Origin of the sequence: Polaribacter filamentus (assembly GCF_002943715.1) — a bacterium.
In the GTDB taxonomy this organism is placed as follows: domain Bacteria; phylum Bacteroidota; class Bacteroidia; order Flavobacteriales; family Flavobacteriaceae; genus Polaribacter; species Polaribacter filamentus.
Genome location: NZ_MQUA01000013.1, coordinates 697,513 through 724,168 on the forward strand (window position 1 = coordinate 697,513; position 26,656 = coordinate 724,168).

Consider the following 26,656-nt stretch of genomic DNA (forward strand, 5'->3'; position numbering starts at 1 on the left):
GAACTTAAATAATACTGAATAAAGTTAAAAACGTTTATCGCCTTACAACATTGAATCCAAGTAATTATTAGCTTTTCATTAAATTAAAACTATCTAATATTGTACATAAGGTTTAATTTAGAAGCTCAGTTTTGTCTGTTATTCTAAAACAATTTTCCGCTCCTAAATATTTAGGATTTCCAAATTCTTCGGACCAAAAACCTTCTAAAACATTTTTATTTAAGCATTTATAAATAACAACACCTTTGTAAGTTTTATCTTCAAAACCTTTGTAATTAAAGTTGATAACAAGAATATTATTTTTAAAAAAGCCTGTTCCGTACTGTTCTTGTGTATTGTTGATGAGCCACTTTGCGATAATTCTCTCATTTTCATCCAAAGTTAAAGAAAGCGTTCCATTATAAGAATTTTCGTCTGCATCTTGATTGCTTCCTATTATCGAAAATTTACCTATTAGATCTTTGGGTTTCATTTTTTTTAAGGCTTTAGTATAAATAAATTAGGCTTATTTAATAATTTCTAGAAACAAATCAGCTTTATTATTAATATTATTTTTTAGGCTTTCTCTTTTCATTCCGCTTGAAATAGAAACCACTTCGCCTTTATAATTTTCAAAAATAATATGTGGGTATCCTTTGGTCGTAAAAGTTTGAATTTGCTGAGTGCTTCTATTATAAATAATTGCCTCTTTTTTTTGTTGACCATCGTCATTTAAAGACCAGTTTAGATTATTATTTGAACCATAAATATTTTTTCCATCAATACTAACTCCGGATGCAAAATTAGGTTGATTAAAAGATGGCAAAGCAGAAAAATTATCAATAGAAAATAATTGTTTTTCATCCAAGTTAATAATAAAATTATCTGCACCATTATAATGTGAATTGCTTTTACCATTTTCACTTATAGAAACAGGAACCGTTTTTACTTCGGATAAAATTCCGTTTGTATTTATAGTATAAATAATACTGTTCTCTTCATTTTTATGACCTACTAAAAGCTGATTATTTTTAATTTCGAAAATGGTATAATTATAACTTGATTGAAAATCAGAAAAATGTGGTTTTTTATCAATTAAAGTTAAGTTGTCATCAGTTCTTTGATACACATAAATATTGTTACTATCAGTAAAAACCCAAAAGCCAGATGATGTATACAAAAAATCGTGAATTGTGCTACTATTAGTTGGAGTTAAGTTGTATTTATGTTTTAATGTATTTGCATTGTAAACTTGTAATTTTCCGTTAAATTCTAGAAAAATTTCTTCTCCATAAGTAGCATTAAAAATGTTAATTGGCAAACTTGAATATGCATTTGGCAAAATATCAGAAATGGTTTCTACAGTATTTGTTTCATAATTAAATTTGTAAATTTTTAATGAATTCGATTCGTCAGTTTTATATCCAAAAAAATAAACAATTGGTTTATTAGGATCAATAACATAAGAATAAATGCTATTTATATTAATAATTTCATCCTTCTTGTATTCAATTTTCCAAGCTACAGTAATGTCATCATAGCTATCATAGGTTTTATTGCTAAAAATATCATATACATTAATTTTATAAAAAGGGTTTTCGAAATATGGAGGATTTTCGTCTATAAAACTTGTTACATTTTTATCCGTAATTTTGATAACAGGAAAGTTTTGCTCACCATAACCTGTAATATTTGGAGCGTAATTTGAGTATGAAATTTCATAATGCGAAAAGTAAGGCATTTCGCTTTTATCCCAATTTAAATGTATCGTATTATTGAGTATTTGTGGTTTGTTTAAATTTACAGGTGTTGTTTCTAAAGTATACGTGTCTAAAGTTTGTAAATCGCTTTCACCTAAAATTTTATCTTTTATTTTTATCCGAAGAAAATAACACAAACGTTCTTCATTTGGAGGTAAAAGATCTGTGAAAATTGTGTTATTTACATTTGTAATTGTTTCAATTAAAATAGTATTATTTTTAGAACAATTTGTACCAGAGCTTCTATAAATTTCATAGGCGATAAACTCTTGAGACCCGTTATAAGTATCCCAATTATAACTTATAATATTTCTAAATTCCAAATATTGGTTTCGTGCAAAAGTATCTGAAATTAAATCTAATTCAATAGGAGTATAGGGGTTTAGAAATGCTGTTAAAATATCTAAGTTACTATCTTCATCAAGATCAAATCTAGTTTTAAAAATAAGTTCGTTGTTCGTTAATTTAATAACTGCTAATTCTTCTGTTTCATTAAATTGATTTGATAAAATAATGATACCATCATTTAAACTCCAGCTATAAGTATTGGAAATATAGCTACAATCACTGCTTTGGTAAACATATTCTTTATAAATTCCATTTTCTAAAAACATTAAGTAATCTCGTCCGCAATCTTCATAAATAATAGGAACAGATACAATTTCTCTATTAAATTCTAGATTAAATATTGCCCAAGTTCCTAATAAATCGCTTTCTGAAGCTGATTTATTTACATCAGAATAAAACCTTGTGTTTAAATCAAAAGAATCATCTTCATTAGTGCAGGATGTAAATAGACTACATATTAATAGTAGTAAACAATAAAATTTAAATTTCATAAAGTGTAATTAATTTTTCAAAAACAGGTTATTACTTCCCAATACAAAAATTACTAAAAATATGTCCTAGAATATCTTTGTCCACATCATAATCTCCAGTAATAGCGCCTAAATGGCGCAAACATTCTCTAATATCTATAGAAAATAAATCAGTAGATATTTCTAAATCAATTCCTTCTTGCACAGAAGAAATAGCGATTAAAGCATTATTCAACGCCTCAAAATGACGAGAATTGGTAACAATGGTTTCATTATTACTTAAAGCTCCAATATTAACCAAAGAAGTTAGTTCTTGTTTTAAAGCGTCAATACCTGTTTTATTTTTTGCGGACAACAAAATTAAATTTTCAATTTCTGATTGTAATGTAATAGTTTCATCAATAGAAAGTAAATCAACCTTATTAGCAATAACTAATAATCTTTTATTTGGAAAACGAGTTTTTATAATTTCAATAGCTTCTTTTCTTTTTTCTTTTTTCTCCTTTTTTGGGTCTATAATAAAAATAATTAATTGCGCATTGTCTGCTTTTTCATAGGCCTTTTTAATTCCGATACTTTCTATAATATCTATGGTTTCTCTAATTCCTGCAGTATCAATAAAACGAAAAGCTACGCCATCAATAATAATTTCATCTTCAATAGCATCTCTTGTAGTGCCTGCAATTTCGGAAACAATAGCCTTATCTTCGTTTAAAAGTGTGTTTAGTAACGTTGATTTTCCAACATTTGGCTCGCCTATAATAGCAACCGGAATTCCGTTTTTCATAGCATTTCCAAAAGAAAAAGAATCTATTAAACGTTTTAAAACAAAGGTGATTTTTGCTACTAATTCTTTAAATTTTGTTCTGTCTGCAAACTCAACATCTTCTCCAGAAAAATCTAGTTCCAATTCAATTAAAGCCGCAAAATCTAATAATTGTGCACGTAATTCTTTCAATTCATTGGTGATTCCACCACGCATTTGCTGAATTGCCATTTGATGACTCGCAGCAGAATTTGATGCAATAACATCTGCAACAGCTTCCGCTTGCGATAAATCCATTTTTCCATTTAAAAAAGCACGCATAGTAAACTCACCATTATCAGCCATTCTGCAATCATTTTGTAGAAATAATTGTATAATTTCTTGCTGAATAAAGCTTGATCCATGACACGAAATTTCCACAACATTTTCCCCCGTATAAGACCTCGGATTTTTAAAAATAGAAACCAAAACTTCATCCAAAATAAGTCCATTATTAATAATATGTCCCAAATGAATGGTGTGTGACTTCTGATTTCTTAAAGTCTTTTCCTTTTTAATAGATTTAAAAAAAGCAGCTACAATATCAATAGCTTTTTCGCCAGAAAGTCTAATTACAGAAATTGCTCCAACTCCAGACGGAGTAGCTAAGGCAATAATAGTATCGTTTTTAATCATAGTGCAAAAATACATAAGATTTTTAGAGGAAATAAAAAAAGTCCGATACAAATTGTATCAAGCTTGTTTTAATGAAAAAGTGAGGTATTTTATTACTTAATAATGTTTAGACTTAGATTTGGAACAAATTCTAAAGTTCTCATAGGGAAAGGAATATTAATATTTTCTTTATAAAAAGCTTGCTTAATTTTTATTTTTGCAGGAAATTTATTTCCGAATTCCTAATTGAAGTCGTTGTTATTTTCTATCGAATAAAGTTTTGAAATAATAAATATTTGAAAAGGTGAAGTCTTTTAACATACGTTAAGGTTTCGGCATAAAGATATAGCTGTTTTTAGTCAAAATATAACAAATAATATAATAAAATTAGTTTTCTGTAACAAAACAACTAATAAGGCGTCTTATTGATATACAGCCAAATTTTAAATAAAAACATGAAAGAAGACAAACAACTTTTAGTGCTTACACATTTAAGTCAGTTATTAGATTTTGTAACAGGAATTGGTGGTTTTATAGTTCCCTTAGTTTTATGGCTTACTAAAAAAGACGATGTAATTGGCATGGATGAACATGGTAAAGCAATTTTAAACTTTAGAATTTCAATGTTTATTTACATTTTAATTTGTATTCCGTTAATTCTTCTTTTAGGCTTAGGAATTTTAGGATTAATTGCAATTGGTTTTTTCTACCTAATTTTCCCGATTATAAATGCAATAAAAGCGAGTAATAATGAGCTTCCAAATTATCCACTTTCAATTAAAATAATAAAATAGAGAAAAGAGTATTGTTATTTGAATCTAAAATCGTCTTTTTTTAAGGCGATTTTTTTTTGAAATAAAATTCTACTTAGATTTTGGGCGTTACCTTTTAGGTCAGGCTTTCCGCACTCGCTTCACGCAAAAAAGCGTGAGAGCTCAAACAAATGCTTCAATCCTTAACGCGAGCTTATTTATAAACTTTTAGCATTCTAACAATTAAATTGCTTGATTAATAAAATCTTCGTATTCGTAGAAGAAAAGTTCGAGTTTAGACATTTCATCAACATAAAACTCATAACAATTACGCCAAGTATTTTTATTATGGATGTTAAACGTATCATCAAAAGGTACATAAATTCTTCTAATAATTTTACCACTTTCTAATTCGTACGCTTCATTAAAAATAATTTCAGGAATTTCTATTTCCAACAAAACCTTTAAAGAAAGCATTTGATCATACAACAATTCATTCGCAATTTCATCAGGATGTTCAATGTCTAAACAAACCATTGCTTTCTTTTTATCCGCTACAAATTTAAAAGTGAATCCTTTTATTTTGGTGTTATATAATAACCATTTTCTTGGAAAAGATTTCCCAAAACTTGTCCAGAATTCTTTACGTAATTTTGCAGCTTCTTCTTTACTAAACATTTTTTAGTTTCAAAGTTATAAAGATTATTAGTTTCAAAGTTACGGAGTTATAGAGCTGCAAAGAAAAAGCGCATGATTAATAGAATTTTAATTTTTCCAAACAGCAAATTATCCATGGATTTTAGCTTCAGAACCACGTTCTTTCATCATTTCTGCTTCAAAAGCGACTAAAGCATTCCATTTTTTATCAACAATTTCTCTGTCTTGATATTCTCTAGCAAACTTTAAAAAAGTAGTATAATGGCTAGCTTCTGAAATCATTAAATTATTGTAGAATTTAGACAATTCTTCATCTTCCATATTTTCCGAAAACACTTTAAAGCGTTCACAACTTCTAGCTTCAATAAGGGCAGCAACCAACAAACGCTGAATTAAAGCATCTGTTCTGTCTTTTGTTTTATTGAAGAATTTTTGCAGCCGAATTGCGTAATCGTTTTTTTGCTCTCGACCTAAAACCATTCCTCGTTTTACCATTAATAAGTGCACCATTTTAAAATGTTGCATTTCTTCAATAGCAATGTTGCTCATTTCTTTCACAAGCTCAGTTTCTTCAGAATAATTAATGATAATAGAAACTGCATTTGAAGCTGCCTTTTGCTCTAAAAATGCATGGTCTGTAAGTATTTGTTGCAAATTATCTTTCGCGATTTCTGCCCAAGAAGTTCTTGTTTCAAATTGTAATCCTAACATAAAAATTATATTATTTTTTGCAAAGCCATACCAAAATAGGCGATTGCTTTCATTTCTTTAACACTTGCAAAACGCTCCTTTCCTATAATTAAAAGTCCGTTTTTAGAAGCTTCTATATGGTATTGTTTGTTGCTTTCAAAGAACAAAATTAACTCATCTTTAAAAAATGCTCTAATTTTTTCTTCATTTTTTCCAGCTAAATAAAAACGTTTGCTAAAATCTGGATGTGCATCAATATCAATATCTTTATAACCAGCAAAATGTAAAATATATTCAAAGATTCCTTCTTGATCTAACGTAAAATCAGGAATTTCATTTTTAGGATGAATATGCAACATGGTTGCTTTAATTACTTGTTTTGCAATTAGTGCTCCTTCAGAGAATTGAATGTCAAAAATAGTGCAATCTTCATTAGAAAGTACATTAGAAACTTTATTTATTTCACGTGTTTTAAAGTAACCAAATGTAGGCAATTCTTCTACTTCTTGAGCAGAAAAAGCATCGTATTTCCAATGCATTTCTCTGCTGATTTTTTCTATGGATTTTTGCCTCTTTGTTAAAACTTTTTTAAATGATTTTGTTTTCTGATGTAAAATTTTCCGCAACGCAAAAGGATGATTGCTTATCGATTTGGAATCATCCAAACCAATAACCTCAAAATGCCCACCTTTTCTTGCAAAAGTTTGTGTATAATTATGGATGTTTTCCATAACTGAATGATCTACAAAATCGCACATAGAAAAATCGATAATGGCTTCTTCGGTTTCTGGAATCTGATTTAATTTTGATTTCAGTTTTGTATAGTTTAAAAAACTAGAAAAATTCTTGACACTCACATAGTATTTACCATCTTCTTTAAACATTAAAACGTTTGGTTTTAATATATTTTTAAAAAATAATTTGGCATTTCTATTAATGATTATATGTATGATTAGGGTCGCTAAAATACCCATTAAAATACCGGTAATTAAACTTGTTGCTATGGTGGTAAGCAATGTAATTAAGAAAATAATTAGTTGCTCTTTACCAACTTTAAAAACTTTTCTTATGTTTTCTGGGGAAGCTAATTTATAGCCTGTATAAACTAATATGGCCGCTAAAGCAGGCAATGGAATTTTGCGTAATTCTGTTGCAAACAATAAAATAAAAGCTACTAAAAATAGTGCATGAAAAAAATTGGATGATTTATTAGAACCCTTATTATTTACATTTACAGAACTTCTTGCAATCACTGTAACTACATTTAATCCGCCTAAAAAACCACTAATAACAGTAGCTAAACCTAAGGCTCTAATATCTTTATTTACATTAGAACGCCTTTTAAAAGGATCTAATTTATCAACAGCTTTAATGCTTAATAAACTTTCAATACTCGAAATTAAGGTAATGCCAATAACTGCATTTATAAAGTTCATTTCATATATTTTACTAAAATTAGGAAAAGCAAAATTTGATAAAATATCATCTGGTAAATTAATTAAAAGACTTTTATCAATAGGATATTCTACCGTTGTAAAAACTTCAAAATAATAGAACAAACCCACACTTAAAACGACAATCCACATGGGCGCCGGGATTAGTTGAAAATATCGGTTTCTAATTTTACTGTAGAAAACCATAATCAACAAACTTATAATTCCCACTAACCCAGCATAAAACATGCTCAAATTATCCGTTTTTAATAGGTTGATAATTCCTTTAGGAACTTGTAAAAGCAACTCAATAATACTTCCATTTGCTTCAGTATTGCCTAACATTACGTGAATTTGTTTCGCAAAAATCCCTATTCCTATTGCCGCCAACATTCCTTGTATGGCAGATGAGGGAAAGTAATCACCCAAAGACCCCATTTTTAAAAAACCGAGAATAATTAAAAGCACACCAGAAATTACAATAGCAGCTAATGTATACAAAAAACCTTGCTGCATGTTTCCATTTCCGAGCGTTGTAATTGCTGCGAGTATAACTACTACTAAACCGTTTCCTGGACCTGTTATTGTAACATTAGAGCCACCAATGAAAGAAACTACAATTCCGCCAACAATGGCAGCAATAACTCCAGAAATTGGAGGTGCGCCAGAAGCCAAAGCCAATCCTAAACCTAACGGAAGCGCTATTAAAGAGACCACAAAACCTGCAAATAAGTTTTTAGGTATTTCAGAGACAAATGTTTTAAAAGTACTTTTCTTTTTCATTTATCTTACTATTAAAACGTCTGTTGGTAATTCTGATAAAATATATTCAATGTCATGTGGGAAAATTCTGTCTAAAAGACCTGATTTAACTGGCGCATTCATTACTAATAAATCAGCTCTTTTTACTTTCGCATAATGTCCTATAGAATACCCTCTTTTCCCAAAAATACTTTGCATTTTTATAGAAAAATTTGAACAATCAATGTCTTTTAAAATATTTTGCAAACGTCTATTTTCTCTTGTTGTAATTCGTTCTTTAGCAATATTTGCTCTTCTTAAAGACTTATCATCATTCACAGTAACATGTAATTCTTCTTGTTTAATTTCTTCTACAATCGTAATTTTTTTACAATCTAATGCTTTAGCAATTAAAAAAGAAGTTCTTATTGTTCCCTCGGTTTTATGATCTTTTAAGCCATTAACTACTATGTGAGTGCACTTCAATCGCTTCACAGACGGTTTAATTAATAAAAGCACAGAACACGGTGCTTTTCTAGTAATTTTTCTAGCTATAGAGCCTACATAGTATTTTAATAAATTTTCTTGTTGTAGCGCACCAAGAATTAATAAATCTATATTTTCTTTTGTGCAAGTTTGTAAAATAACATCTACGGGTTTTCCTTCTTGCCAAATAGTTTTAAATCCTTTTTTTAAAGTATCAGCTTCTTTTAAAAGGATATTTAAATCAGTAATTTTTTGATCAGTTTTTTCCCCAACGTGAACGCCTACTAACTCAGCATCAAACATATTAGCTAATCTTACAGCTTCAAAAATATTCGGTTTTAAGTTAGGGGAAAAGGCAATACCAATAAGTATTTTGTTTATTTTGTGCAACGGTAAAGTCTCTAAAATTTGGATATTAGCGCAATATAGGAAACTTTTCAAGAAAGAAAAAAACTATGATTTTAATTTTTGAGATGAAGAAAACATTCTTAAATTTACGCTTAAACACACATTAGTAACTATGTTAGAATTAGCAGGAATTATAATTTTAGGAATATTGGCGCAATGGGTTGCTTGGAAATTTAAAATTCCGGCAATTTTACCTCTAATTTTAATTGGTTTATTAGTTGGGCCAATTGCTGCTGCATATTTAAGCGGAGATGGCTCTAAGTGGATAGAACCTATTTGGAATGGTGAAAAAGGATTATTTCCTGGAGAAAACTTGTATTATTTTGTTTCATTAGCAATAAGTGTGATCCTTTTTGAAGGAGGTTTAACCCTAAAAAGAGACGAAATTAAAAACGTTGGCCCTGTAATAACGAAATTAATTACTTTAGGATCTGCTATTACATTTTTTTGTGCCGGAATTGTAGCACATTATATTTTTGAATTGGGCTGGGAAATGTCTTTTCTTTTTTCAGGATTAATAATTGTTACTGGGCCAACTGTAATTACACCAATTTTAAGAAATATTCCTTTAAAAAAGGACCTTTCAACCGTTTTAAAATGGGAAGGAATTTTAATTGATCCAATAGGCGCATTAGTGGCAGTATTGGTTTTCGAGTTTATTAGTGTTGGGGGCGATGGAGGATTTACGAAAACCGCTTTAATAGAATTCGGAAAGATCTTATTATTTGGTACTACTTTTGGATTTACATTTGCGCACGCATTGGCCTATGCTATCAATAAAAAATTAATTCCGCATTATTTATTAAACGTTGTTTCTTTATCAGCCGTGTTATTAGTATTTGTGGCATCAGACGTATTTGCACATGAATCAGGTCTTTTAGCTGTTGTTGTTATGGGGATGGTTTTAGGAAACAGTAAGCTCAAAAATCTTAAGGAACTACTTTATTTTAAAGAATCTTTGAGTGTTTTGTTAATTTCCATGTTATTTATCTTATTAGCTGCAAATATTAATATAGAGGATTTAATGTTGCTTTATACATGGAAAACAGCGGCATTATTTGCCATCGTCGTTTTTATAATTAGACCTTTGGCGGTTTTTGCAAGTACCACCAATTCTAACTTAAAATTAAATGAAAAATTATTTATTAGTTGGGTTGGACCTAGGGGAATTGTGGCAGCAGGAATTGCTTCTTTATTTGGAAGTAAATTATTAAAAGAAGGCGTAGAAGGGGCAGAATACATTACTCCTTTGGTTTTTATGATTGTTCTTGGAACTGTAGTTTTAAACGCAACTACAGCGAGATTATTTGCTAAAATGGTTGGCGTATTTCTAAAAACTTCTAATGGGATTTTAATTGTGGGTGCTTCTAAACCATCAAGATTAATTGCAAGGTTTTTAAAGGATAAAGGTAAAAGAGTAGTGCTTATTGATACTAATAAAAGGTTTATAGAACAAGCGATAGAAGATGGTTTAGAAGCGTTTAATCAAAATATTTACGATGAAAACTTAACTGATAATATTGAGTTAAATGATGTTGGATATTTAATAGCCTTAACTGCCAACGATTCTATTAATAGCCATACTTTAAATAGTTTTTCTAAAGATTTTGGCGAACATGGTTCTTATAAAATTGCCTCTTCTATGGAAGCCCAGATTGCTACAAAAAAGGAAAGAGAAAGGTTTTTTACACCTAATGATGATTTTATAAATTTAAGTGAAGCGTACCGAGAAAATCCATATATTAATGAAGTTAAAATCACTTCAGTAAACGAATACAAAAAAATATTAGGTTTATTCGCTGTCGAGGAAAAATCAATTCCTTTATTTATTGGAAAAGGAGAAGGATTATATTTGATTGCAGAATTTGAAAAAATGAAGAAAGATAAAGAAGAATGTATATTGTATTATTTAGGGAAAAGGTTAGTTTTTCAAGAATAATAAGTAGTTTCTATATTTTTAGCATCAACAATTATTTCTGATGGATATTTATACAGTTCTAAAATCTTAATAGCATTTCTAGTTTGTAATTTTCCCATTTTAATTTTATGATCAAAAAAAAGTTCATTGTTTTCTATGTGTTCACTAAAATGAAACAATTCATACTCTTCTTTTTGTAATAACTCAGTTAATTCAATATCATGCGTTGATACAAAAACAGTGTGTTGTTTTTTATTTAAATAGGATAAAATGGCTTTTCCGCCAGAAATTCTTTCTACAGTATTCGTGCCTTTAAAGATTTCATCTAATACAAATAAACAAGGGTTTTTATCATTTGAAGCATCAATTAATTCTTTAACGGTAAGCACTTCTTGTAGATAATAACTAGTATTCTCTAATAAATCATCTGTAATTCTAATCGATGAGTATACTTTATAAAAAGGCGCCGAATACACATCAGCAAAACAAAAATGTAGTGTTTGTGCCAAAATACTATTCACAGCAATTATTCTAATAAAAGTTGTTTTCCCAGACATATTAGAACCTGTTAGCAACATGCTTTTTTCGGCTAAATGAACATTGTTTGATATACAATCTGCTATTAATGGATGATAAATTTCTTCCACATTCAACTCGTTAGTATTATTAAAAGTTGGTGTACATATTTTTAAGTTGCTAGATTTTAAAGAAGCTGTCGAAATTGCAGCATCAATTTCGCCAATAAAAAGAAACATATTTTCGATACTTTGTCTTTCTTTAGAAATAGAATTTAAAAAACTATAAAACACTAAGTATTCAACATTAAATAAGATTTTTATGAGTTCAAATAAAAACCAAAATGCAAATAAAAACTCATTGCTAATATTTTTTTCAAAAGCAATAAATTCTGATTTAAATTTAATAGATTTTATCTTTTTTATAAAGGAGGTATCTTTAAAATGAGCTGCTATTTCGGAATTAGAACTTAAATTTTTACTTACTTTTAAACCTCTAGATAATTGATTTACACCATTTAAATAATAAGCGACACTATGCTTGTTTTTATAGTGAAAAACCATATTTATAGCTAAAATAGGAATCAATAAAAGGCCAATTACCGGATAAAAGAAAACTACCAGTATTGAAGCTACTGCTAAAAAAGTTAAAGACCGAATGAACCAAATATATTTTGGTTTTTCTAATTGTTTGTCGTTAATTAATTCTTCTAAATAATAAGAATTATTGTTATTTAATTTCGCTAATTCTAGCTGACAAGAAATACTTAATGCTTTGTCTTTTTGAAAAATAGAAGTTAACGAATTGAACTTTAATAAATCTTCAAGAGAACCAATAGTCCTTAGTTTAAAGTACAAATATTACTGACCAATTTTAGAGGAGGTTCTATCAATAAATTTGAAAATGTCATCAAGATCAAAATCAATATTATTTTTTTCTGATAAAATATGATACGCTTTTTCTTTATGAGAATTGTTATTGAAATATTTACCAATTACAAAGAAATTATAATAATCTTTCTTAACTCGTTTACCCCAATTTTCTCCTAATTTTTTTCTAGTTTTTCTTAATCTTTTCTTTTTCAAGAAGTTATTTCTTAAAAAGAGTACGATTAGTATAAATAGAACTCCTAAAATATAATTCATAAAGCCAATTTTAAAAAGAGAGTATAACTATTTGTAGTTAAATCCTTAAAATGTTACATATCTAACTCAAAAGCTTGGCGCAATTTTTCTAATAGCGGATTCTTTTCCTTCATTTTATTGAATTTTTCTAAAGGAGTATATGCAAACTTTTTTTCAACGCTTTCATTCAGTTTTACATGAATGGTAATTCCGTAATTATTTGCTTTTTCACGTAAAAAATTTAATAATTTTGGTCTTCCTTTTCTAAACTGATCTTCCATCAATTTATTTGGTACCGTAAATGAAACTTTAAAATTATCTTCTAATTTTGGAATATCCGTGGCTACGATCGAAGCCATACTATTTTCTCCTTTTTTACGAAGTAAATTAACATACTCTTCCCAAAATAGTTGCAATTCTTCTTCTGTAAAAAGATCTTTAGGGTGATTGTCAAAGTTTTCCTCAATAACAGTCTTTTTTTCTTCTTTTTTCTGATGAATGCTTTTTAGAGAGAGAGAGGAAGTACGTTTTATAGCAGAATTTAAAATAGGTTTTCTTATCTCAGTTTTTGGTTCTTCAACTTTTTGCGACTGAGCAATTATAGTTTTTTGAATTGGTTTTGCAATTTCATTTACAGCAGGAGAAAGCGCTTGAAAAAATGTAGCAGGAATTATGTAGTTAGCTGGTTTTTTTTTTTCTCCATCAAAAGTGATAGAGGCAATTTGCATTAAAGATAACTCAACAAGCAATCGCTGATTTTTACTAGCTCTATAGCTTAAATCGCAATCATTTGCTTTGTTAATAGCTTGCAATAAAAAAGGAATACTGGCTTTTGTAGCTTGGTCTAAATATTTCTTTTTAGCAGTATCACCAACCTCTAGTAATTCTATGGTTGCTTTGTCTTTGGCAACTAATAAATCTCTAAAATGACTTGCCAAACCATTTATAAAATGATGTCCTTCAAAACCTTTTGCTAAAATAGTATTGAAAGCATTTAATACACCCGGAATTTTGTTCGTTAACAATAAATCCGTCATATTAAAATAAGAATCGTAATCTAAAACGTTTAGGTTTTCTGTTACTGCTTCTCGAGTTAAATTATTTCCAGAAAAACTTACAACTCTATCAAAAATTGATAAAGCATCGCGCATCGCGCCATCTGCTTTTTGAGCAATAATGTGCAAAGCATCATCTTCTGCAGTAATATTTTCTTTTTCGCAAATGATTTTTAGATAATTTTTAGCATCTAAAACACCAATCCTTTTGAAATCAAAAATTTGACAACGAGATAAAATTGTAGGAATAATTTTATGTTTTTCTGTAGTTGCTAAAATAAAAATAGCGTGTGCAGGTGGTTCTTCTAAAGTCTTTAAAAACGCATTAAAAGCAGATTGAGAAAGCATGTGTACTTCATCAATAATATATACTTTATACTTTCCTGTTTGTGGCGGAATGCGCACTTGGTCTGTTAAACTTCTAATATCATCTACAGAATTGTTAGATGCCGCATCCAATTCAAAAATATTGAAAGCGAAATCTTCATTTTCAATAATTTCAACGCCTTGTTGATTTATTTTCTTTGCCAAAATTCTAGCACAAGATGTTTTTCCAACTCCTCTTGGACCTGTAAATAGTAAAGCTTGCGCTAAATGATTATTTTTTATAGCGTTCTCTAACGTATTTGTAATGGCTTGTTGCCCAACAACATCCTCGAAATTTTGAGGACGATATTTACGCGCAGAAACTATAAAATGCTCCATTTATTTTTTTAAAAGTTTGAGTAACAAAAGTAAGTATCTACGTTTTATTTTACAACTCGGTTTCTTAATAAAATGCTAAAGTTGTAAACAAATTGTATGAAGTTCTAAATTGATTCGACTATTATTGTAATTCGTTTTTTTATCGAATTAAAAGTTCCGAAATTTGTGCTGAAGAATACATGGTAATTTCTTTGGTGTAAATTTTATTAAAATAAATAAAATCAGAATAAAAATCAGAATAAAAAACAGAATAAAAAACAGAACATGAAAATTATAAAATCAGTTTTTACTTTTAGTATCGTTTTACTTTTAATTTCGTGCTTGGGTTTTTCCAAGAAAGAGGAAGTTTCTAAATCAACTTATACTCCCACTAAAGAAACTAAAGTTGCCTATTTTGCAAGTGGCTGTTTTTGGTGTGTGGAAGCTATTTTTGAAAGTGTAGCCGGTGTAGAGGAAGCAGTTTCTGGTTATGCAGGTGGATTTACTAAAAATCCTACGTACGAATCCATCGGAACAGGAAAAACAGGACATGCAGAAGCTGTTGCAGTTTATTATAATCCTGAAAAAGTGAGTTTTGAAACGCTAGTAAAGGTGTTTTTTGGGTCTCATGATCCAACAACTGTAAATGGTCAAAAGCCAGATTATGGCACACAGTATAGATCTATAGCTTTTTATGAAAATAGTAAAGAAAAAGGTATTATTGAAAATACAATTTCAAAATTAAATAAAGAAGTTTATAATGGAAAAATAGCAACGGAAGTTACAAAGCTTTCTAAGTTCTATGAAGCTGAAGAATATCATCAAGATTTTGAAAAGAGAAATCCTAATCAAGGGTATGTGAAAGCTGTTTCTGTACCAAGATTAAATAAATTTAAAAAGAGATTTCCTTATTTATTGAAAAAAGGAAATCGTTAAATACCACAACAAACTTTAAATTAAAAGCTACAAATTTGAAAACGATGTATTAATTACATTTTCTAAATTTGTAGCTTTTTTTAATTTAAAACTAAAATTATTCTTTTCTAGATTTCTTTACTTGTTTTGCAGCTTTCTTTTCTTTAGGAGTTTTAGTCGCTTCCTTTTTAACATTTTTCCTTGCGTCGTTACTTTTTGCCATGCTATTATTTGTTTTTTGGTTTCTATATTTTATTGCTGTTTTTTTTAGTGTTGTACAACTCAACTCTTACCTATTTCACTTTTTCAGATTAGCACAAATTTAAAATTTAAATTTGTATGTTATAGCCAAAAGGGAAATGCTTAGTTCTAACGAGTATCTATATATTAAACGTATCACACCTAATCAAGCTAAATTACTATTTTTAAATTAAACATCATTCAAGTTAAATTTTTTTTACAAAAAAAAACCTCACAAAAAAAGAGGTTTTAGAATTCTATTTGAATGTAAATTATTCTTTTATTTCTGGTTCTTTAACACCTAATTTATCCATTACTAATTGTGTAATATCAAATTTTTCATCAATATAGGCAAATTGATTCCCGGTAGTTGTTAAAATCTGGGTGTACTTATTTTCTTTTGCAATTGCTTCTATTGTGGAGTTTAATAGATTATATAATGGACGCATTAATTCGTTTTGTCTTAATTGCATTAATTTATTTCCATTATCTTGAAATTTCTTCAGTTCTTCCTCCATTATTGTAATTTCTTTAATTAATGTTTTTTTCATTAATTCGCCATATTCAGCTTCATTTTTTCTAAAATCAGCCACTTTATCTTCATATTCTTTTGCTTTAATTGAAAAAGAAGAATCTAATTTTGAGCCATAATCTTGGGTTTTTTCCATAACAATTTTAGCTTCTGGCATAATACCTATAATGTATTCGCTGTTAATAGTACCAACTTTTGTTTGCGCTATAGATAATGCGCTAATAAAAGCGATAAACAGAATTGTAATTTTTGATTTCATAATTTGTATTTAGTTACGCAAAGATATAAAAGTTGTTGAATTGCAAAAATTTAGAACTATTAAATATCGTTAATTTTATCAGAAATTTTAGTTATTATTTCGTTGATATTCGTTTGATAATCAAACCACAAAGTTTCTTCATCTTTTTTAAACCAAGTGCCTTGTCTTTTTGCAAAACGTCTTGTATTTTTTTTGATTTCAGAAATCGCAAATTCTTGCGTAAATTCACCATCAAAAAAAGAAAACAGCTCTCTATATCCTACAGTTTGTAAGGCATTTAAGTCTTTATTTGGATACAATTTTTCAGCTTCTTCTAATAAGCCATTTGCCAACATATTATCAACTCTTTTATTAATTCGGTTATAAATGACTTCTCTTTCGGCATTTAAACCAATTTTAATAGATGAAAAGTTTCTTGGAGTTTTTGGTTTATTTTTAAAAGTAGAGTAGGGCATTTCTGCACCAATACAAATTTCTAAAGCTCTCATAATTCTATGAGGATTATCAATTGCAATTGAATGATAGGTTTCTGGGTCTAATTCTTTTAACTTTTCTTGCAGTGTTTCTATTCCTTTTTCTTGCAATTGGTTGGTTAATGCTTCTCTTATTTTAGGATCAACATCAGGAAAATAATCCAATCCTTTTAAAACAGCATCAACATACAATCCACTTCCGCCAACCATAATTTGAACTGGATTTTTTTGAAACAATTCATCCAACTTAGAGAGTGCATCTCTTTCAAAAGAACCTACATTATAATCATCAAAAATACTTCTGTTTTGCACAAAATGATGGACTGCGGATGCTAATTCATCAGTATTAGGAACAGCTGTGCCAATTGTCATTTCTTTGTAAAACTGTCTTGAATCGCAAGAGATAATCTCAGCTTTAAAATAATTTGCTAATTGAATACTTAAGGCTGTTTTGCCAATTGCCGTTGGACCAACAATAGTAATTAAATAATTTTTAGAAATCATTCTTTATAATTTACTTCCACAATTGTAACAAAATTCGGCATTTTCTTTGTGATTGTCTTTTAAACAACTTTTACAAGATTGTGTGTTGGTATCTATCTCGCTGGTTGTTTTTGTCATTTCTGAACTTACAATTCCAGTTGGAATTGCAATAATACCGTAACCTAAAATCATAATTGCACTTGCAATTAATTGTCCTAAGGCCGTTTGTGGAGCAATGTCTCCAAAACCAACGGTTGTTAAAGTTACAATTGCCCAATAAACACTTGTTGGTATATCTTTATAGCCATTTTCTTCGCCTTCAATCATGTACATAATAGTACCTAAAATTATACATACTATAATCACAAAAAACAGAAATACAGCAATTTTTGCCCTGCTAGCTCTTAACGCTATTAATAATTTATTAGACGCACCTACATATCTGGAGAGCTTTAATATTCTAAAAACGCGCAAAAGGCGCAAAGCTCTTAATGCGGCTAAATGATGAGAACCAACAATAAAAAACGATAAATACTTTGGTAAAGTAGATAGCAAATCTATAATACCATAAAAGCTGAAGATATATTTAAATGGTTTTTTTATGGAAATTACTCTTAAAACATACTCAAAAGAGAATAGAATTGTAATTATCCATTCACTAATATTTAAAAAATCATGATATTTTTCATCAAAGCTCTTAACGCTTTCTAGCATTACTAAGAGTACACTTGCTAAAATGGCAATTAATAATATAACATCAAACAACTTGCCCTCTTTAGTATCTGCTTCATAAATAACTTCATGAATACGTTCTTTCCAAGATGGTTTTTTATCTCCCTTATCCAATTTGAATCGTTTTTTCTTTTACAATATTACAAATATTAACTGGATTTATAAATATTTCATCTCATTTTTCTCTTTATTCATAGGGGTTTTAAAAATAAATTAAAAATAATCATTTTTTTTAAAACCGTACTTCAATTCTTCTCTTATGTATGTGTGAGATTCAATTAAAGATAACTTAAAACTCACACAATGAAAAAAAGTAAAATTTTAGCAGAACCATTTTCTTAGCGATTATCGGTTTAATTACAATTGCAGCAGATCATATCGATGCTCCTGCAACAAGAGGAACAAGCGAGCACTAGCAGACGATTTAATTACAGTTGAGTTATTACTAATTTTTGGAGGAGAAGATTTTACTGAAAATGCTATTTTTTCTGATGATCGTGCAGATTCTAATGACAAAACATTTTTAACTTCTTTTCCATACTTAGCGAATGCTTGGTAAGATCTAGATATATAATTTCCCAAAAATAAACTCCTTAAAAAGCAAACTGGCGTATTTTATGTGCTCCAGTTCTTTTAAAAAATCATTAAACTTAAAACTATAAATCATGAAAAATAACCAACTATTTTTTTTATTTGTAACTTTTGCTATCACAAATAGTTGCAATAAATAAGAAACTAAACAAATTACAGACGCTAATGAATATCAAGTTTATTTAGAAATCGATCAAAATAAAGTATTACAAATTGCAAAGGAAGAATTAAACTTTTGGAAAAACAAGTTGGCAAAAATTCCAAATCAATATTCATATAACTTAAAAATGGCTTCTGCCAATTCACAGATATTTCAATTAACGAGTGGTATTAATCAATTAAAAGAAGCAGGAAAAAATATATTAGCGGCTAGTGAAAAAACTAATTTTAATAGTGATTGGTTATTTAATAAGTTTAGCGAAAAACTATATATCTCAACACCGTTTTAAAGAAGCACTAGGAGTTTTTACAAAAGCGGAATATAACTGAGAGAAATTACAACAAACCCAATATATTTTAATTGATGTTCATTTAGAATTAGGAAACTTAGAGGAGGTAGAAAAATATTTATCTAAAATAAAATAGTACGTTACAAATATTTGTAACGCACTATTATGCTCTTTAAATACGAATTAAGAAAGAGAAGTTATTTTTAGTTAAAATTAGTTGTCTGCATTTCTTTCTACATATTTAATAATTTGTGTTGCAATATCTTTATCCGTAGCAGATTCAATACCTTCTAATCCAGGAGATGAGTTTACCTCTAAAATTAATGGACCTCTATCAGATTGTAACATATCAACACCCGCAATTCCTAAACCCATAACTTTTGCAGCTTTTAGTGCTGCATTTTCTTCTTCATCTGTTAAAGTCACAATTTCTGCTGTTCCGCCTCTGTGCAAATTAGATCTAAACTCACCTTCTTTTCCTTGTCTTTTCATAGCGCCAACCACAACTCCGTCGATAATAAAAACACGTAAATCGGCACCTTTCGCTTCTTTTATAAACTCTTGTACAATAACTCTGGCTTTTAAACCATTAAATGCTTCTAAGATAGATTCAGCCGAATTTCTGTTATCAGCAAGAACAACGCCAAGACCTTGCGTACCCTCTAGTAGTTTTATAACTAAGGGGGCGCCATCAACTCTATCAATAATATTACCTACATTTTTAGAGTAATTACTAAAGACTGTTTTTGGTAAACCAAGACCTGCTCTCGATAAAATTTGTAAACTTCTAAGTTTATCTCTAGACCTAACCAAAGCTTGTGATTCTGTTGCTGTAAAGACTTTCATCATTTCAAACTGTCTAACAACTGCGGTTCCGAAAAAAGTAACAGAAGCACCAATACGCGGTATTACACCATCTAAACCCAGTACTTCCTCTCCTTTATAAATTACCATCGGTTTTTTTTTCTCAATAACAAGGTCACATTTTGTATGATCAATAATAATCATTTCGTGTCCTTTCTTTTTACCTGCTTCCACAAGTCTTCTTGTTGAGTAAAGATTGGGGTTTGCTGATAAGATAGCGATTTTCATAAATTTTTTAAATTTTAAGTTTTCTTCATAAAATATGAAGGCTGTTTTTTACTTATTTCGTGCAATAGAAATGAAACAGATTTATATATGGTTTAAATTTTCTTCTAAATTTAAATTGATAAAACAACAAACTTTGTTAATCTAATTTTTAAATACACTGTTATTTTCTATGTAATAATTGAACCTATATCTGTTGCAATAGAATTGATTAAAGCTTTTTATAATGATGACTTACTATTATTTAAACTTGGTTTATAACTTAAGTTTTGTTTGATTAGATTCTTATTTTATAGTTGAAAGATACTACAAAAATTAATTTGAATTTACATTTTATAGTAATTTATTTAAAGTAGAAATTCAATTTTGAATCTCAAAATACAGCTACAAAAACCAGAATCAACAAGGATTATAATTAAAAGAAGATTATGTAAATTGATTGTATATTTTTTTTAAAAAAACTAATTTAGCTTAAAAAAATGTTTTACGCATAAAAGTGCGCTAAAATGTTGTTTTAAAATTTAAGAAGCTACAGTTCCCAAAGTATACAATTGTTCCAGGTTAGGATAGGAAGCTTCCACCTGCAGGCTCTAATGTAATTCCAAAAGCTTCAGATTGATTTACATTTGTAATTGTAAAAATCTTATTAGCATGCGCGGTATAAGTATCTAAGGTTCCTAAACTGGTAGGTGTTAAAGGGGTCAGTGTTAAAGACCAAACTTGGTATACTTTTCCTTTTGGTGGTTTTGGTAATCCTTTGGCATCTAGGTATATGCTATTTGTTTTTTTATCCCAATACACTTTTGCATACGAATTTGGCGATACTTGTTGTCCTGCTAATGGAACTGAAATAATATCTTTATCTCTGAAGATTTCAATCAGTTTTTCTGTATCTGCTAAATTGTTGGATGTTTTGTCTATTTTTTCTTCTATTTGTTGTTTTTCGGTAGGAACCTGATCTTTTATTTGGTTGTTTTGTAAAAGTGTATACATTAAAACTCTTCCAATTAAAAAAGTAGCAGCCCAATAAGAATATTGTAGCCAATTTGTTTTTGGTTTCGTAATTGAAATTACTTTAGTCTCCTTAACAGTTAATTGAGCTTTAATATCATCAAAAGAATAAGTAGCATCTTTTTTAGCGGCCGCTGTTAGTTGTAAAATTGCATTTTCTATGGATTTTACTTCTGTTAATATTTCTGGGTTTTGTTTTGATTCTTTAAGTTTATTAGGGCGTGTGTATTCAATTGCTGAATTCCTTGCTATGTTTAGTCTCCAAATACAAAATGCCCTTTTTCTGGCGGGTAAATTTCTGCATTATTCCATGCTTTTATAAAAACATCTCAGGTAATTTCTTGCGTAACATCATCATTTTTAACAATTTATTTACAACACCAGAAATACTACTACAAAAAAGATTGTATAGTTTTTCGTATGCTTTCACATCCTTTTTCTGAAATTGTAAAATTAAAAGCTACTGATCCTTAGATTAATTAAGATTAAAATATTAAAATAAATGGATATGTTATTTTATTTTTATAAAAATAAAATCTCCACCTTCACCTTTAGTTCTTCTTATGGGTGCATATTTTGGTTGATTACCTATTTTGGTTTTGTTAATTACGGGGTCTTCAATCATATTAAATAGTGGACCAGCAGATAAGTATTGTTCTGTACGTTCTTTTAACCTTTTAAGTAAATATTTCATAAATACACTTTCATTAGGGACTGTTGTTAAAGCACCGCTGGTAATTGCTTTTCTATTTAGTAAAGCATATTTCATTTGCATTGCCTAAGTGGCGTCTTTATTTTTTCTACTTTGCGTTAAAATACTACCACTAAAACAGGCATTAGCAATTAATAGCGCGTGTTTTAAGTTAATTGATCTAATTTAAGAAATAATACTTGTGTTTAAAATTACATTTCCTTAAAACTCCATATTTGCATCCGAAGGCAATCAATAGCCTTATTCTATTACTTTATCATTATTTCCACGACTAGCATAGAAAATGACCAAATCATTAGTTTTATTTACGTTACCTATTTCTGTTAAATTATATGTGGTTGCTTTAAGATTTAAAATTCATTTTTTAATATAAATTTATTGAAATGGTGGCCAAATTAAAAGGTAGCTTTATCCCGAATTTTAATTCTAAAATAGAAGTTTGTTCTTGTATCATAATTGTAAGATACATCAGTATATAAATTTGCATGTTCATATAAAGCGACAGCGGTTGCAGTAGAATCTTTGTCGTAAACTGTAATTTTTAATTCATCTAAAGGGGTTTGCCTAATTTTAGATGTTTTGTTTGTTTGCCATAAACTTATCGATGATAGCATTAAAAGTAGAGGGAAAAATATTTTTCTTATTTAAAATCGTACTATTTTTTTACAGAATTTTTATTCAAATAATTTTTTATCAGATGTTTAGCAACCTCTTTATTTTCTATGACTGTTAAAACCGATTTTAAAACGCTTAAATCCTTTTCTTGAAGTGCTAAATTTGTATATCCATAACCAAAAACAATATTATCTTCAATTAAAATAATAGCATTTTCTTCAACTTCTCTGCCTTTATCAACAATAATAAAATTGTCATTATTAAAATTATCTAAAGTGATTTTAAATTTCTTTTTAAAATTGAATTTAGGTGTTAACTTTTCTAGTTCTATATAATATTTAAGGCGCGTAAACAACTCATTACCAGCTCTGTCAAAAGACACGGTATTGGCTCTTTCTTGTATCTTTACAGCCCTTTTTGTAATTTTTAAAAATAACTTGTTAATCTCAGTTTTTATACTTTTTCCTTTTCCGATGTAAATAACTTTTCCTTTTGCATTATGAATGTAGAAAACACCCAAAATATTCGGAATGGAATCTATTAAATTTTTCAGTTTTTCTTTTTCTAACCTTCTGTCAAAATACTTTATAGATTCTTGTATAATCGTTTTTTCTGTATCTTTTTCCAGTAAAAGTTTAAAAAGTTGCACAGTGGCTAAAGCGTCGCCAGAAGCTCTGTGTCTTTCAGTCATCGGAATTCCAAGTGATCTTGTTAGTTTTCCTAAACTATAAGAAGGTTGATCTAATATTAGTTGCTGACTTAATTCTACAGTACACAGCGTATTTCTTCGAAAATCGAAGCCCAATCTTTCAAATTCTGTTTGTAAAATTCGGTAATCAAAAGAGGTATTATGTGCAACTAATATGCAGTCTTTGGTTATTTCTACAATTCTTTTTGCCGCTTCAAAAAATTTAGGAGCATTTCTAAGCATCTCATTATTTATACCCGTAAGTTTTACAACAAATGCTTGAATTTTCTTTTCAGGATTTACCAGCGATATAAACTGGTCTACAACTCTATGGCCATCAAATTTATAGATGGCAATTTCAGTAATGCCTTCTTCATTAAATTTTCCCCCAGTGGTTTCTATGTCTAATATAGCGTACAATTTCTTTTTTTTTTTTTGATAAATTTACTCATTATAATTTCTACTGCCAAAAATAGAACTCCCAACTCGTATCATAGTACTTCCATTTTCTATTGCAAGCAGATAATCACCACTCATTCCCATTGATAAAACCTCTATATTACAGTTTTCAGTGGTATTTTTCTCTTTCTGTGTTTTAAAAAATGTTTCAAGTGATGAAAACTCTTCTGATAATTGTGCTGTATCATCAGTAAAAGTAGCCATTCCCATAAAACCAACAATATTAATATTTTTTAATTCTGCTGTTTTTTCTGATGACAAAATAGCTTCAATTTCCTTAAATGATAAACCAAACTTAGTATCTTCTTTTGCTATCCTTGCCTGTATCAAACAATTGATAACTCTATCGTGTTTCTTAGCTTGTTTGTTAATTTCTACTAATGTTTTTAATTTATCAACTCCGTGAATTAAATCAACAAAATGAGCCATATATTTCACTTTATTACTTTGTAAATGACCAATCATTTGCCATTTAATGTCTTTTGGTAAAGTATCATATTTATCAACCATTTCTTGAATTTTATTCTCACCAAAAATACGTTGACCAGCATCGTACGCTTCTTGTAAATCTGCAATAGGTTTGGTTTTAGAAACCGCAACTAGTGCAACGTTTTTAGGAATTGAATCTAATATCTCTTTTAAGTTTTCTTTAATATTCATTGATTATACTGTTTTTAACTAAATTTTAAAACTAAATTCAGAACGACACAAAGTGTCAAAATTCATAAATAGTTAATGCACTTCTTAATTTTGGTTCGATATAGGTTGTTTTTGGTGGCATTAATAAATCTGCATCTACAATTTCTTTTAGTTCGCTAATGCTAGTTGGCAACATTCCGAAAGAAACTTTAAAAAGACCAGAATCTACTTTAGTTTTCAATTCTAAACCATCAGATTTATTTTGAGAATACACAATCTTAGAATCATTTCGGATATCATCGATCCCTAATATTGGTTTTAAAACCGTTGTGTACAAAATTTGAGCGTCTAGTTTGCTTAAAGCATCTGTAAAATTATAGAGAGATTTTCGCAAATATAGTGCATAAAATTCACCATCTAAATACATGCTAAAATGATGCTTTTCTTTAGGTTTATAAAACTCTTGATTCCTGTTTTCAATTCTAAAAAAAGTATCTAATTCTATTAAAAATTCATGTGGACTTAAGCCGTTTAAATCTTTTATAAATCGATTAAATTCATAGATACTCAGTTCACTTTCTGGCAACAAATAACTCATAAAAAAGTTATACTCCTCGTTTCCTGTATGATTCGGATTTTCTTTTGCCAATCTTTCTGATAATAAACAAGAAGAAGTAGATCTATGATGACCATCCGCAATATATAAGGTATCAATTTCTTTAAAAGCTAATGTTATTTTTTCAATGTCCAGTTCATCGTCAACAACCCATAGTAAATGCGAATCTTTATCGGTGGTAGAAAATTCGTATTCTGCTCTTTGTTCCTTGTATTTTTTAATTATGGAAGCAATTACTTCATTATCAGGATAGGTTAGTAATACCGGTTCTGCATTAAAACCTGTATTTTTTAAATAGTTTTCAAATAATAATTCTCTTTGCTTTAGGGTTCCTTCGTGCTTTTTAATAACATTATTGTGATAATCGGCAACCGAAGTTGCAGCAATTATTCCGCAAAAAGATTTTGTAGCTGTTATTTTCTGATAAATATAAAATGCAGGTACTTTATCTTGCTTAAAAATTTCATTTTCTTTAAATTCTAAATACCGATTGTGCACCAATTTAAAACGCAATTCTCCGCTAATATCTTGTTTATGATATTTATAACCAGGATTAATTACATGTAAAAAAGTATACGGATTAAAAGTCAATTTAGAATCCAGCATTGCTGGCGTATAAATTTCATATGATTTAGACGAAACCATCGCTACTTTATCTCTCGTTGCTCTTACTGCTTTAAAAGGTTTTACAATTGCCATAAATTAGCTTAATAGTTGAATGATTTGTTGTGCTAATTCCAATCCAGTTCTCTCTTGTGCTTCTTTTGTTTCTGCACCAATATGCGGAGTTAATGATATCTCTGGATTCATTAATAATTGAACAGCAGGTGTTGGTTCTGTTTCAAAAACGTCTAAACCAGCAAACTGTACTTTGCCGCTTTCTATTGCAAAAACCAAATCAACTTCATGTAAAATTCCACCTGTAGCAGTATTTATAATACCAACACCATCTTTCATCTTGTTAATTTCTTCTTTTGTGATCACATAATCATCTTGAGCAGGAACGTGTAACGAAATAAAATCAGATTCTTTTAAAAGCTTTTCTTTCGCAACCGTTTCGATTGTAAAAGTTGTTTTTTGACCATTAAAAAATTCTAAAATTATGGGAGCACTTGTAATTTCTTCATCCGTAGCTAAAACATGCATTCCTAAACCGATCGCAATTTTTGCAACTTCTTGGCCAATTTTACCAAAGCCAATAATTCCTAAGGTTTTTCCTCTTAACTCAACTCCTTGAGAATAGGCGTCTTTTAAATCATTAAAACGAGAATCTCCTTCTAAGGGCATTTCTCTGTTGGATGAATGTAAAAAACGTACCATCCCAAATAAATGTGCAAAAACCAATTCTGCAACAGAACTAGCGGAAGCTGCAGGCGTATTTATAACATGTAAACCGTTATCTTCTGCATATTCAATATCAATATTATCTAAACCAATTCCGCCGCAACCAATTAACTTTAAACTTGGACAAGCTTCAATTAATTCTTGCCTTACTTGCGTTGTACTTTTTACTAAAATGGCATCAATTTGATGTTCATTAATATAATTTTCTAATTGATTCTGAGCAACTTTTATTGTAATCACTTCAAATCCTTCTTTTTCTAAAGCTTCAATTCCGCTTTTAGAAATTCCATCGTTTGCTAATATTTTCATTCTGATCTTTTATGTTTGTCATTTCGAGAATTAAAACTATGCGGCAATCTCATCAAAAA

25 protein-coding genes and 1 pseudogene are annotated in these 26,656 nt (G+C 29.0%); 5 read left to right on the forward strand and 21 right to left on the reverse strand.

Translation table 11 applies throughout. From position 1 onward, the window contains the following. Nucleotides 1-112: 112 nt before the first annotated feature. From BST83_RS05275 to mnmE, 3 genes are read right to left on the reverse strand one after another with little or no spacing between them, the layout of a single operon-like run. Nucleotides 113-472 carry a hypothetical protein gene (locus BST83_RS05275; RefSeq protein WP_104808882.1) on the reverse strand — a complete coding sequence of 120 codons (360 nt, stop codon included), beginning with the start codon at nucleotides 470-472 and terminating at the stop codon, nucleotides 113-115. A gap of 33 nt (nucleotides 473-505) precedes the next feature. Beyond that, nucleotides 506-2,578, reverse strand: a complete 2,073-nt coding sequence (locus BST83_RS05280) for a fibronectin type III domain-containing protein (protein ID WP_104808883.1) — start codon at nucleotides 2,576-2,578, stop codon at nucleotides 506-508. A 31-nt stretch (nucleotides 2,579-2,609) separates the two neighbouring features. Beyond that, nucleotides 2,610-3,998: a tRNA uridine-5-carboxymethylaminomethyl(34) synthesis GTPase MnmE gene (mnmE, locus tag BST83_RS05285; RefSeq protein WP_104808884.1), complete on the reverse strand. Its 1,389-nt coding sequence runs from the start codon at nucleotides 3,996-3,998 to the stop codon at nucleotides 2,610-2,612. Between the two features lie 434 nt (nucleotides 3,999-4,432). Here mnmE and BST83_RS05295 point away from each other — a divergent pair, with 434 nt between their 5' ends. Continuing rightward, nucleotides 4,433-4,771, forward strand: coding sequence for a DUF4870 domain-containing protein (locus BST83_RS05295; protein WP_104808885.1), 339 nt, complete (start codon nucleotides 4,433-4,435; stop codon nucleotides 4,769-4,771). A 201-nt stretch (nucleotides 4,772-4,972) separates the two neighbouring features. On the opposite strand, the gene BST83_RS05300 is transcribed toward BST83_RS05295, so the two are convergent. The 4 genes from BST83_RS05300 to BST83_RS05315 form a co-directional block, all read right to left on the reverse strand. Then, complete coding sequence (locus tag BST83_RS05300) at nucleotides 4,973-5,407, reverse strand: DUF4268 domain-containing protein (protein WP_104808886.1); 435 nt, start codon at nucleotides 5,405-5,407, stop codon at nucleotides 4,973-4,975. Between the two features lie 108 nt (nucleotides 5,408-5,515). After that, nucleotides 5,516-6,097: a MiaE family protein gene (locus tag BST83_RS05305; RefSeq protein ID WP_104808887.1), complete on the reverse strand. Its 582-nt coding sequence runs from the start codon at nucleotides 6,095-6,097 to the stop codon at nucleotides 5,516-5,518. A gap of 5 nt (nucleotides 6,098-6,102) precedes the next feature. Further along, nucleotides 6,103-8,292 (reverse strand): SulP family inorganic anion transporter, encoded by a 2,190-nt coding sequence (locus BST83_RS05310; protein WP_104808888.1) that lies wholly within the window; start codon nucleotides 8,290-8,292, stop codon nucleotides 6,103-6,105. Further along, nucleotides 8,293-9,126, reverse strand: a complete 834-nt coding sequence (locus BST83_RS05315; protein WP_104810799.1) for a universal stress protein — start codon at nucleotides 9,124-9,126, stop codon at nucleotides 8,293-8,295. 130 nt (nucleotides 9,127-9,256) lie between these two features. Between BST83_RS05315 and BST83_RS05320 the strand changes: the two genes are divergently transcribed. Continuing rightward, complete coding sequence (locus BST83_RS05320; RefSeq protein ID WP_104808889.1) at nucleotides 9,257-11,083, forward strand: cation:proton antiporter; 1,827 nt, start codon at nucleotides 9,257-9,259, stop codon at nucleotides 11,081-11,083. Here the strand turns inward: BST83_RS05320 and BST83_RS05325 are convergent. The 3 genes from BST83_RS05325 to dnaX are packed head-to-tail and all read right to left on the reverse strand — an operon-like array spanning nucleotide 11,074 to nucleotide 14,462. Then, nucleotides 11,074-12,435 (reverse strand): MutS-related protein, encoded by a 1,362-nt coding sequence (locus BST83_RS05325; RefSeq protein ID WP_240614669.1) that lies wholly within the window; start codon nucleotides 12,433-12,435, stop codon nucleotides 11,074-11,076. The genes BST83_RS05320 and BST83_RS05325 overlap by 10 nt on opposite strands. A 3-nt stretch (nucleotides 12,436-12,438) precedes the next feature. Next, complete coding sequence (locus BST83_RS20505) at nucleotides 12,439-12,723, reverse strand: hypothetical protein (protein ID WP_240614670.1); 285 nt, start codon at nucleotides 12,721-12,723, stop codon at nucleotides 12,439-12,441. Nucleotides 12,724-12,776: 53 nt separating this feature from the next. Then, on the reverse strand, nucleotides 12,777-14,462 hold the full coding sequence (gene dnaX, locus BST83_RS05330; protein WP_104808890.1) for a DNA polymerase III subunit gamma/tau: 1,686 nt from the start codon (nucleotides 14,460-14,462) through the stop codon (nucleotides 12,777-12,779). A gap of 264 nt (nucleotides 14,463-14,726) precedes the next feature. Here dnaX and msrA point away from each other — a divergent pair, with 264 nt between their 5' ends. Continuing rightward, on the forward strand, nucleotides 14,727-15,377 hold the full coding sequence (gene msrA / locus BST83_RS05335; protein ID WP_104808891.1) for a peptide-methionine (S)-S-oxide reductase MsrA: 651 nt from the start codon (nucleotides 14,727-14,729) through the stop codon (nucleotides 15,375-15,377). 491 nt (nucleotides 15,378-15,868) lie between these two features. Here msrA and BST83_RS05340 read toward each other — a convergent pair whose 3' ends face one another. From BST83_RS05340 to BST83_RS05350, 3 genes are read right to left on the reverse strand one after another with little or no spacing between them, the layout of a single operon-like run. After that, on the reverse strand, nucleotides 15,869-16,387 hold the full coding sequence (locus BST83_RS05340; RefSeq protein WP_205853555.1) for an OmpH/Skp family outer membrane protein: 519 nt from the start codon (nucleotides 16,385-16,387) through the stop codon (nucleotides 15,869-15,871). A gap of 59 nt (nucleotides 16,388-16,446) precedes the next feature. Continuing rightward, nucleotides 16,447-17,364 carry a tRNA (adenosine(37)-N6)-dimethylallyltransferase MiaA gene (miaA, locus tag BST83_RS05345; RefSeq protein ID WP_104808893.1) on the reverse strand — a complete coding sequence of 306 codons (918 nt, stop codon included), beginning with the start codon at nucleotides 17,362-17,364 and terminating at the stop codon, nucleotides 16,447-16,449. Nucleotides 17,365-17,367: 3 nt separating this feature from the next. After that, nucleotides 17,368-18,189, reverse strand: coding sequence for an ion transporter (locus BST83_RS05350; RefSeq protein WP_104808894.1), 822 nt, complete (start codon nucleotides 18,187-18,189; stop codon nucleotides 17,368-17,370). 292 nt (nucleotides 18,190-18,481) lie between these two features. On the opposite strand from BST83_RS05350, the pseudogene BST83_RS21695 reads away from it, so the two are divergent. Beyond that, a pseudogene (locus tag BST83_RS21695) lies at nucleotides 18,482-18,634 on the forward strand (DUF4331 family protein); the annotation flags it as partial. A gap of 280 nt (nucleotides 18,635-18,914) precedes the next feature. Then, nucleotides 18,915-19,115 (forward strand): hypothetical protein, encoded by a 201-nt coding sequence (locus BST83_RS05360; protein WP_104808895.1) that lies wholly within the window; start codon nucleotides 18,915-18,917, stop codon nucleotides 19,113-19,115. 213 nt (nucleotides 19,116-19,328) lie between these two features. Here BST83_RS05360 and rimK read toward each other — a convergent pair whose 3' ends face one another. The 8 genes from rimK to BST83_RS05400 all read right to left on the reverse strand — a co-directional run bounded on the left by rimK (nucleotide 19,329) and on the right by BST83_RS05400 (nucleotide 26,597). Further along, nucleotides 19,329-20,207, reverse strand: a complete 879-nt coding sequence (gene rimK / locus BST83_RS05365; RefSeq protein WP_104808896.1) for a 30S ribosomal protein S6--L-glutamate ligase — start codon at nucleotides 20,205-20,207, stop codon at nucleotides 19,329-19,331. 558 nt (nucleotides 20,208-20,765) lie between these two features. After that, a complete protein-coding gene (locus tag BST83_RS20515) occupies nucleotides 20,766-21,197 on the reverse strand; it encodes an anti-sigma factor (protein ID WP_170062715.1) in 432 nt (143 codons plus the stop codon). Nucleotides 21,198-21,726: 529 nt separating this feature from the next. Then, nucleotides 21,727-21,984, reverse strand: coding sequence for a hypothetical protein (locus tag BST83_RS05375; RefSeq protein WP_146092115.1), 258 nt, complete (start codon nucleotides 21,982-21,984; stop codon nucleotides 21,727-21,729). A 338-nt stretch (nucleotides 21,985-22,322) separates the two neighbouring features. Continuing rightward, a complete protein-coding gene (locus tag BST83_RS05380; protein WP_104808898.1) occupies nucleotides 22,323-22,541 on the reverse strand; it encodes a hypothetical protein in 219 nt (72 codons plus the stop codon). Nucleotides 22,542-22,582: 41 nt separating this feature from the next. After that, nucleotides 22,583-23,650 carry an exonuclease domain-containing protein gene (locus BST83_RS05385; RefSeq protein WP_104808899.1) on the reverse strand — a complete coding sequence of 356 codons (1,068 nt, stop codon included), beginning with the start codon at nucleotides 23,648-23,650 and terminating at the stop codon, nucleotides 22,583-22,585. 24 nt (nucleotides 23,651-23,674) lie between these two features. Then, entirely contained in the window at nucleotides 23,675-24,349 is a 675-nt protein-coding gene (locus BST83_RS05390; protein ID WP_104808900.1) for a YggS family pyridoxal phosphate-dependent enzyme, read from the reverse strand. 55 nt (nucleotides 24,350-24,404) lie between these two features. Beyond that, complete coding sequence (locus tag BST83_RS05395) at nucleotides 24,405-25,643, reverse strand: DUF1015 domain-containing protein (RefSeq protein ID WP_104808901.1); 1,239 nt, start codon at nucleotides 25,641-25,643, stop codon at nucleotides 24,405-24,407. Between the two features lie 3 nt (nucleotides 25,644-25,646). After that, nucleotides 25,647-26,597 (reverse strand): D-2-hydroxyacid dehydrogenase, encoded by a 951-nt coding sequence (locus BST83_RS05400; RefSeq protein ID WP_104808902.1) that lies wholly within the window; start codon nucleotides 26,595-26,597, stop codon nucleotides 25,647-25,649. Nucleotides 26,598-26,656 lie beyond the last annotated feature (59 nt).

Bases quoted from the DNA above. Each gene is read 5' to 3' on its own strand.
- BST83_RS05340 (WP_205853555.1), bottom strand. From the start codon at position 16,387: ATGAAATCAAAAATTACAATTCTGTTTATCGCTTTTATTAGCGCATTA.
- BST83_RS05305 (WP_104808887.1), bottom strand. From the start codon at position 6,097: ATGTTAGGATTACAATTTGAAACAAGAACTTCTTGGGCAGAAATCGCG.
- BST83_RS05320 (WP_104808889.1), top strand. From the start codon at position 9,257: ATGTTAGAATTAGCAGGAATTATAATTTTAGGAATATTGGCGCAATGG.
- rimK (WP_104808896.1), bottom strand. From the start codon at position 20,207: ATGAAAATCGCTATCTTATCAGCAAACCCCAATCTTTACTCAACAAGA.
- BST83_RS05275 (WP_104808882.1), bottom strand. From the start codon at position 472: ATGAAACCCAAAGATCTAATAGGTAAATTTTCGATAATAGGAAGCAAT.
- BST83_RS05295 (WP_104808885.1), top strand. From the start codon at position 4,433: ATGAAAGAAGACAAACAACTTTTAGTGCTTACACATTTAAGTCAGTTA.
- msrA (WP_104808891.1), top strand. From the start codon at position 14,727: ATGAAAATTATAAAATCAGTTTTTACTTTTAGTATCGTTTTACTTTTA.
- BST83_RS05310 (WP_104808888.1), bottom strand. From the start codon at position 8,292: ATGAAAAAGAAAAGTACTTTTAAAACATTTGTCTCTGAAATACCTAAA.
- BST83_RS20505 (WP_240614670.1), bottom strand. From the start codon at position 12,723: ATGAATTATATTTTAGGAGTTCTATTTATACTAATCGTACTCTTTTTA.
- dnaX (WP_104808890.1), bottom strand. From the start codon at position 14,462: ATGGAGCATTTTATAGTTTCTGCGCGTAAATATCGTCCTCAAAATTTC.
- BST83_RS05380 (WP_104808898.1), bottom strand. From the start codon at position 22,541: ATGCTATCATCGATAAGTTTATGGCAAACAAACAAAACATCTAAAATT.
- BST83_RS05300 (WP_104808886.1), bottom strand. From the start codon at position 5,407: ATGTTTAGTAAAGAAGAAGCTGCAAAATTACGTAAAGAATTCTGGACA.
- BST83_RS05280 (WP_104808883.1), bottom strand. From the start codon at position 2,578: ATGAAATTTAAATTTTATTGTTTACTACTATTAATATGTAGTCTATTT.
- BST83_RS05375 (WP_146092115.1), bottom strand. From the start codon at position 21,984: ATGAAATATGCTTTACTAAATAGAAAAGCAATTACCAGCGGTGCTTTA.
- BST83_RS20515 (WP_170062715.1), bottom strand. From the start codon at position 21,197: ATGTATACACTTTTACAAAACAACCAAATAAAAGATCAGGTTCCTACC.
- BST83_RS05390 (WP_104808900.1), bottom strand. From the start codon at position 24,349: ATGAATATTAAAGAAAACTTAAAAGAGATATTAGATTCAATTCCTAAA.
- mnmE (WP_104808884.1), bottom strand. From the start codon at position 3,998: ATGATTAAAAACGATACTATTATTGCCTTAGCTACTCCGTCTGGAGTT.
- miaA (WP_104808893.1), bottom strand. From the start codon at position 17,364: ATGATTTCTAAAAATTATTTAATTACTATTGTTGGTCCAACGGCAATT.
- BST83_RS05400 (WP_104808902.1), bottom strand. From the start codon at position 26,597: ATGAAAATATTAGCAAACGATGGAATTTCTAAAAGCGGAATTGAAGCT.
- BST83_RS05395 (WP_104808901.1), bottom strand. From the start codon at position 25,643: ATGGCAATTGTAAAACCTTTTAAAGCAGTAAGAGCAACGAGAGATAAA.